The organism is Paraburkholderia rhynchosiae, assembly GCF_002879865.1.
Taxonomy (GTDB): domain Bacteria; phylum Pseudomonadota; class Gammaproteobacteria; order Burkholderiales; family Burkholderiaceae; genus Paraburkholderia; species Paraburkholderia rhynchosiae.
Map to the genome: position 1 here is coordinate 187659 of NZ_PNXY01000014.1, position 6702 is coordinate 194360.

4 protein-coding genes and 1 pseudogene are annotated in these 6702 nt (G+C 61.0%); 3 read left to right on the plus strand and 2 right to left on the minus strand.

Annotated features, from left to right (window positions below; translation table 11 throughout):
* Nucleotides 1-3: 3 nt before the first annotated feature.
* The 3 genes from C0Z16_RS20770 to C0Z16_RS20780 all read left to right on the plus strand — a co-directional run bounded on the left by C0Z16_RS20770 (nt 4) and on the right by C0Z16_RS20780 (nt 4043).
* Nucleotides 4-1041: an LLM class flavin-dependent oxidoreductase gene (locus tag C0Z16_RS20770; protein WP_102633969.1), complete on the plus strand. Its 1038-nt coding sequence runs from the start codon at nt 4-6 to the stop codon at nt 1039-1041.
* A gap of 12 nt (nt 1042-1053) precedes the next feature.
* Complete coding sequence (locus C0Z16_RS20775; protein WP_102633970.1) at nt 1054-2523, plus strand: aldehyde dehydrogenase; 1470 nt, start codon at nt 1054-1056, stop codon at nt 2521-2523.
* A 104-nt stretch (nt 2524-2627) separates the two neighbouring features.
* Nucleotides 2628-4043, plus strand: a complete 1416-nt coding sequence (locus tag C0Z16_RS20780; RefSeq protein ID WP_244201285.1) for a purine-cytosine permease family protein — start codon at nt 2628-2630, stop codon at nt 4041-4043.
* Nucleotides 4044-4129: 86 nt separating this feature from the next.
* Here the strand turns inward: C0Z16_RS20780 and C0Z16_RS20785 are convergent, their stop codons facing one another.
* Nucleotides 4130-5704, minus strand: coding sequence for a methyl-accepting chemotaxis protein (locus C0Z16_RS20785; protein WP_208638636.1), 1575 nt, complete (start codon nt 5702-5704; stop codon nt 4130-4132).
* A gap of 28 nt (nt 5705-5732) precedes the next feature.
* Nucleotides 5733-6659, minus strand: a pseudogene (locus C0Z16_RS39575) (MFS transporter); the annotation flags it as partial.
* Between the last annotated feature and the right edge of the window lie 43 nt (nt 6660-6702).

Here is a 6702-nt window from a genome sequence, read left to right on the forward strand (position 1 = left end):
CCCATGCGTTTTTCACTTTTCGTGCACATGGAGCGCGTCTCCGACCAGACCAGTCAGAAACAGCTTTATGACGAGATGGTCGAGCTTTGTCAGATCGCGGACCGGGGCGGCATGCACGCCGTCTGGACCGGCGAGCACCATGGCATGGACTTCACGATCGCGCCCAATCCGTTCCTCAACCTCGTGGATCTGGCCAACAAGACCCAGAACGTCAGGCTGGGCACCGGCACGGTCATCGCGCCATTCTGGCATCCGATCAAGCTTGCTGGCGAAGCGGCGATGACCGACATCATCACCAACGGCCGTCTGGAATTGGGCATCGCACGCGGCGCGTATTCGTTCGAATACGAACGTCTGCTGCCGGGCCTCGATGCATGGGGTGCCGGCCAGAGAATGCGCGAACTCATTCCGGCAGTGAAAAAACTGTGGGAAGGCGATTACGCGCACGAAGGCGAGTTCTGGAAATTCCCTTCGACAACTTCGTCTCCGCTACCGCTCCAGCAGCCGCACCCGCCACTCTGGGTAGCCGCCCGCGACCCGAACAGCCACGAGTTCGCCGTGGCGAACGGCTGCAACGTCCAGGTCACGCCGTTGCATATGGGCGACGAAGAAGTCGAGAAGCTCGCCGGCCATTTCAACGCGGCATGCGAGAAATTCAGCGACATGCCTCGCCCGCAGATCATGTTGCTGCGCCACACCTATGTCGCGAGCAGCGAGGACGACGCGCAACTGGCGGCCGACGAAGTGAACGTCTTCTATAACTACTTCGGCGCATGGTTCAAGAACGAACGTCCGGTGAGCCGTGGCATGATCAAGTCGCTGAGCAAGGAAGAAATCGCCGCTCACCCGTTCTACACGCCGGAAGCCATGCGCAAGAACAACGTCATCGGTACGCCCGATGAGGTGATCGCGCGTCTGAAGGCATACGAAGCGCTCGGCTTCGACGAGTATTCCTTCTGGATCGACACCGGCATGAGCTTCGAGCGCAAGAAGGCATCGCTCGAACGGATGATCAACGACGTGATGCCGGCCTTTCAGTGAGGACGTAATTCCATGAGTTTTCATTTTCAGCTTTATATCGACGGCCAGTTCGAATCGGGCGCCGCGACGTTCGGAAGCGTGAACCCGGCTACGGGCGAAGTGTGGGCGCAGATGCCCGAGGCCAGGAACGACGAGGTCAACCGCGCCGTGGACGCCGCCAGCCGTGCGCTGACCGATCCTGGGTGGGCCGGCATCACCGCGTCGGCCAGAGGGAAACTGCTGTACAGGCTTGCCGAACTCCTCGAAAAGGCTGCGCCGCGACTCGCTGAAATTGAAACCAACGATACCGGCAAGATCATCCGCGAGACCTCCAGCCAGATTGCCTATGTGGCAGAGTACTACCGTTATTACGCCGGTATCGCCGACAAGATCGAAGGCAGCCACGTTCCGGTCGACAAGCCGGACATGCAGGTCTGGCTCGACCGGCAACCGGTCGGCGTAGTGGCCGCGATCGTTCCCTGGAATAGCCAGTTGTTCCTTTCCGCGGTGAAACTCGGTCCGGCGCTGGCTGCCGGCTGCACGGTGGTGCTCAAGGCATCCGAGGAAGCGCCCGGCCCGTTGCTCGAATTCGCCCGCGTGGTCCGCGAAGCCGGGTTCCCTCCGGGTGTCGTCAACGTGGTCACCGGCTTTGGCGCGCAATGCGGCGCCGTGCTCAGCAGCCACCCGAAGGTGGACAAAGTCGCCTTCACGGGCGGCCCTGAAACCGCGAAGCATATTGTCGCGAACACGGCGAATAATCTCGCCAAGGTCTCGCTGGAGCTGGGCGGCAAATCGCCGTTCATCGTGTTCGCCGATACCGATATTCAGAGCGCGGTGAATGCGCAGGTCGCGGCCATTTTCGCGGCGAGCGGTCAGAGCTGTGTCGCGGGCTCGCGTCTGTTGATCGAAGCATCCGTCAAGGACGAGTTTCTTGCGTTGCTGGTCGAACGCGTCTCGCGCATTCTCGTCGGCTTGCCCAACGACATGGCAACGGAATACGGGCCGCTTTGCACCGAGCGGCAACTGCGTAATATCGAGTCGGTCGTTGCAAGCTCCGTGCGCCAGGGCGCCAAAGTGTTGACGGGGGGCAAGGCTATCGAGCGCGCCGGCTTCTACTACGCGCCCACGATTCTGGACTGTACCGGTGTCGCGAACGCGGACAGTATTACGACGGAACTCTTCGGGCCGGTGCTTTCGGTGGATACGTTCGCCACCGAACAGGAAGCAATCGAAAAGGCGAACAGCACAGCCTACGGTCTTGCAGCCGGCATCTTTACTACCAATCTCACGCGTGCCCATCGCGTTTCAAAGCGCGTTCGATCGGGCATCGTCTGGATCAACACGTATCGGGCGGTTTCGCCGCTCGTCCCATTCGGCGGCTTCGGACTGTCGGGGCATGGCCGTGAAGGCGGATTCGCCGCTGCGCTCGAATACACGACGACGAAGTCCGTGTGGCTTCGCACCTCGGACGCCCCGATCAGCGACCCGTTCGTGATGCGCTAGACGGGCGCGCTCCCCTGCCGTATCGATTCAAAGCCGTAAAGGCTGCGCTGTCGCCACACGCATTGCGTTCGTGGTGCGGCGCAGTCTGGTATAAAAATGGAGACATGATGACAAACCCGGCGAACGATAACAGCGTTCTGACCATCGAAAGCAACTCGATCGAGTATGTTGCGCCGGAAAACCGGCACGGCAAACCGGTCGATCTCTTCACCTTGTGGTTCTGCACGAATGTCGCGCCGCTGGCCGTGATTTCCGGCGCTACCTCAGTGCTGATTTTCCACCTGGATCTGGTGAGCGCCATTCTTGCCATCGTCGTCGGGCAATTCTTCGGCGCGATTTTCCACGCCCTCACCTCCGCGCAGGGGCCGCTCGTCGGCGTGCCGCAGATGATTCAAAGCCGTGCGCAATTCGGCCGGTATGGGTCGTTGCTCGTGGTGGGATTCACCACGCTGATCTATCTCGGGTTCTTCGTTTCGAACATCATTCTCGCGGGCAAGACGCTGCACGCCGCTATCCCGCCGGTTCCCGTGCCGGTTGCGACAGTGATGGGCGCCGTTCTCGCGACGCTGGTCGGCGTGATCGGCTATCACTTCATCCATCGCTTCAACAAGGTTGGTGCGTGGTTCATGGGCAGCGCGCTCCTGATCGGCATGATCCTGATGGCGCCGGGCCTCGACGCCCACGTCTTCCAGCAGGGCCATTTCGATCTCTCCGGCTGGTTCGCGATGTTCGGACTCTGCGCGGTGTGGCAAATCAGCTTCGCACCGTATACGTCCGACTATTCGCGCTACCTGCCGAGCTCCACCGGGTTCGTCAAGACCTTCGCATTCACCTACTTCGGCACGTCGCTGGGAACGATCTTCGCATTCGTGTTCGGCGTGGTCGCCGTGAGTACCGGCCATACCACCGACGCCATGCAGGCCATCCGCACGCAGACGGGCATGTTCGGCTATGTGCTGATCTTCCTCTTCCTCGTCAACATCATCGGCCATAACGGCATGAATCTGTACGGCGCTGTGCTGTCCTTCATCACCGCCGCGCAAACGTTCCGTCCGCACTGGATGCCTGGCCGCAACGTTCGCGTCGTCGTGTCGACGATCCTGCTGATCGGGTCCACCGTCACCGCGTTGTGGGCGTCGAGCAACTTCATCGCGATCTTCCTGAATGCAATCTTCGCGATGCGCATCGTGCTCGCGCCGTGGATTGCGATCAATCTCGTCGACTTCTACCTCATCAACAAACGACACTACCACGTCGCTGAAATCATCAGCAGTGACGGCGGCATGTACGGCTCGTTCAATGTGACGGCGATCGCACTGTACGTCTTCGGCATTGCGGTTCAGGTGCCGTTCATGGAAGAGAGCTTCTTCCACGGCCCTTGGGCGTCGCTGCTTGGCGGTGCGGACGTTTCCTGGATGGTCGGCCTCGTTGCGACGGCGCTTGCCTACTACCTGCTCGCGCCGACCAACGGTTCACGCTCCCCGCGCCGCGCTCCAGCAGGCGCCACGGCGTCCGAGTAACCGCGCCCGTTGAATCGCGTTTATTGAATTGCGATCTTCAGCCGGCTCGTTGCTGCAACGAGCCGGTTCTGCGTTGCCGCTACGGTCTACGCGTGTTGCCCAGCGTGATCCGCGAGATTGAATACCGCAACGGCATTTTTCAGATCCATCGCGTGGTCTTCCAGCGACTGGGCCGCCGCAGCTGCCTGCTCGACGAGCGCCGCATTCTGCTGCGTGACCTTGTCCATCAGGTTCACAGCCTGGTTCACCTGCTCGATGCCTCTGCTTTGTTCGTCGGATGCTGCCGCGATCTCGCCGACTATTTCAGCCACCTGCCTGATCGCGAGCTTCACTTCGGTCATCGTGCCGCCTGCATCGTGCGCCTGCCTCGCTCCGCTCTGGATCGTCTCCACCGATGTGCCAATGAGCTCCTTGATTTCCCGCGCCGCCGTTGCCGAGCGCTGGGCGAGCGCGCGCACCTCGTTCGCCACGACGGCGAAGCCGCGTCCCTGATCCCCCGCGCGCGCGGCTTCGACCGCCGCATTCAAGGCCAGTATGTTCGTCTGGAAAGCGATGCCTTCGATCACGCCGGTGATTTCCGAAATCTGGTCCGAGCTGCCGCTGATGCGTTCTATCGTCTCGACCATGCCGTGCACCGCTTCATTGCCGGCGTCCGCCATGCTGGACGCGCGCGTCGCCAGTGTACTGGCCTGACGTGCGTTGTCCGCATTCTGGCGCACAGTTTCGGTCAGTTGCGTCATGCTCGCGGCCGTCTCCTCCAGCGAACTCGCCTGCTCCTCTGTGCGCGACGACAGGTCGAGATTACCAACGGCAATCTCGCTGGACGCAGACGCAATGCGATCGGCGCTGGAGCGAACTCCGCCCACGATGCCCGCGAGACTCTGGTTCATCGCCTTCATGGCCAGCATCAATTGTCCGGTTTCGTCCGTCGACGTCGCTTCGATGCGATTCGTCAGATCGCCTTCGGCGACACACGTCGCCACCGATACGGCCTGTTTCAACGGCCGGGAAATCGTGCGCGATAGCCATCGTCCTGCGAGAATCGACGCGAGCACGGCAATCAACGACGAGCAGAGCACGCTAGCGTAAATCGAGGTGCGCAGCGTATCGAGCTGAGCACGATTCGCCGCCACTCTCTGCCGCTCATAGCTTTCCAGCTTTCCGACCGCCGCAATCAGTTTTTCGGTTCCCAGATATGAGCCGAAACTTTCGGTCAACGCGGAGAGGTCGCTCACGTTCACCGAAAAAGCGTCCACCTTCTTGCGCATATCCACGAGCGGGTAGACGACCGTTCTTACCCACGCGTCGTATTCCCGCTGACCTTCGTTGACCAGTGCCGCACCTTCGGGCGTGGGATCCATCGCGCGGAGCTTCGTCAATTTTTCGCCAAAGTCTGGGCGGTGATCGACGATCCATTGCCTGTGTGACGCCTTCCCGTTGAGGTTGTTCGCCAGAACCGCCCAGATGATGTTGAGATAGTCGCCCGTCCCGTCTTTCAACAGACGCAACATCTGTTCCGATGCTTCGATCTCTTTCTGCTTCTGATCGATGGCCCGAACGCTGTAAAGACAAACGCATGCGCTGACAATAAAAACGATGATCGCGCCTGAAAACGCGATGGAGATCTTGCTGGAGATGGAGGCGCTTTTAATGGTTTTCATGTTGAAACTGGCCAGTTGTGGTTGTAGTTCAGTCTCGTATCGGCCTTGCGCGATTGCCCGGTACCATCAGCACGGCGATTGCCGCCAGCAGACCCGCGGCAGCGAACACAAAGAAGTTCCACGCGAGCACGACGTCCCATTGCGCCAGAACGCCACCGATCAATGGTCCCGCGATCGCGCCGAAGCGTCCTATGCCGAGCGCCCAGCCGATTCCCGTCGCCCGACTGTGAGGCGGGTAGTACTGCGTGATATAAGCGCCAAGCAGCATGGTGTTGCCGATCGTGCCAACCCCCGCGATGCTGACCAGCACATACGTGAGCACCACGCCATGGGCAAACGGCAACGCGCATAGGCTCGCAGCCGCCAGCAGATACAACACGCTGACCACGCGCTTCGAACCGATGCGATCGGCCAACGCACCGCCGGACAGCGAGCCCAGCGCGGCGGCAAGATTGAGCGTCATGAGCAATGCGAGGCTCGACCCGAGCGGATAGCCCGCCTTGCGCATGAGTTGCGGCAGCCACGTGCTCAGGCCGTACAGGAGAAGCAGGCCCATAAACATCGCGAGCCAGAACGCCAGCGTGGCATGAATGAAGGAGCGATCGAACAACGAACGCACTGGCGCGGGGGCGCTTTTTTTAGCGATACGTACTGCGTCGCCGCCGCGCTCGTTTTCAAGCCACGCGTGCCGGATCCCCAGCGCACGCGCCAGCGACCGCGCTTCGTCAAAACGTTTTCGTGCAATGAGGAAATCGATCGACTCTGGCAAGGAAGGCCCCGCCACGAGCACCAGCAGCAGAGGCAGCGCGCCCAGGCCGAACAGCCATCTCCAGCCATGCGTCGGCAACCACGCAATCGCGAGCAGCGCGACGAGAATGCCGCCGAGCGAATAGCCGGTGTAGATCAACGCGTAGTTAAACGAGCGGCGGTGCCGCGGAGAATATTCGACTGTGAGCGCCGCGGCACCGCCGCTCGTTTAACTACGCGTTGATCTACAC

What these genes read in the sequence shown, in the direction of transcription:
- C0Z16_RS20770 (WP_102633969.1), top strand. Translation starts at nt 4, where the DNA reads ATGCGTTTTTCACTTTTCGTGCACATGGAGCGCGTCTCCGACCAGACC.
- C0Z16_RS20775 (WP_102633970.1), top strand. Translation starts at nt 1,054, where the DNA reads ATGAGTTTTCATTTTCAGCTTTATATCGACGGCCAGTTCGAATCGGGC.
- C0Z16_RS20780 (WP_244201285.1), top strand. Translation starts at nt 2,628, where the DNA reads ATGATGACAAACCCGGCGAACGATAACAGCGTTCTGACCATCGAAAGC.
- C0Z16_RS20785 (WP_208638636.1), bottom strand. Translation starts at nt 5,704, where the DNA reads ATGAAAACCATTAAAAGCGCCTCCATCTCCAGCAAGATCTCCATCGCG.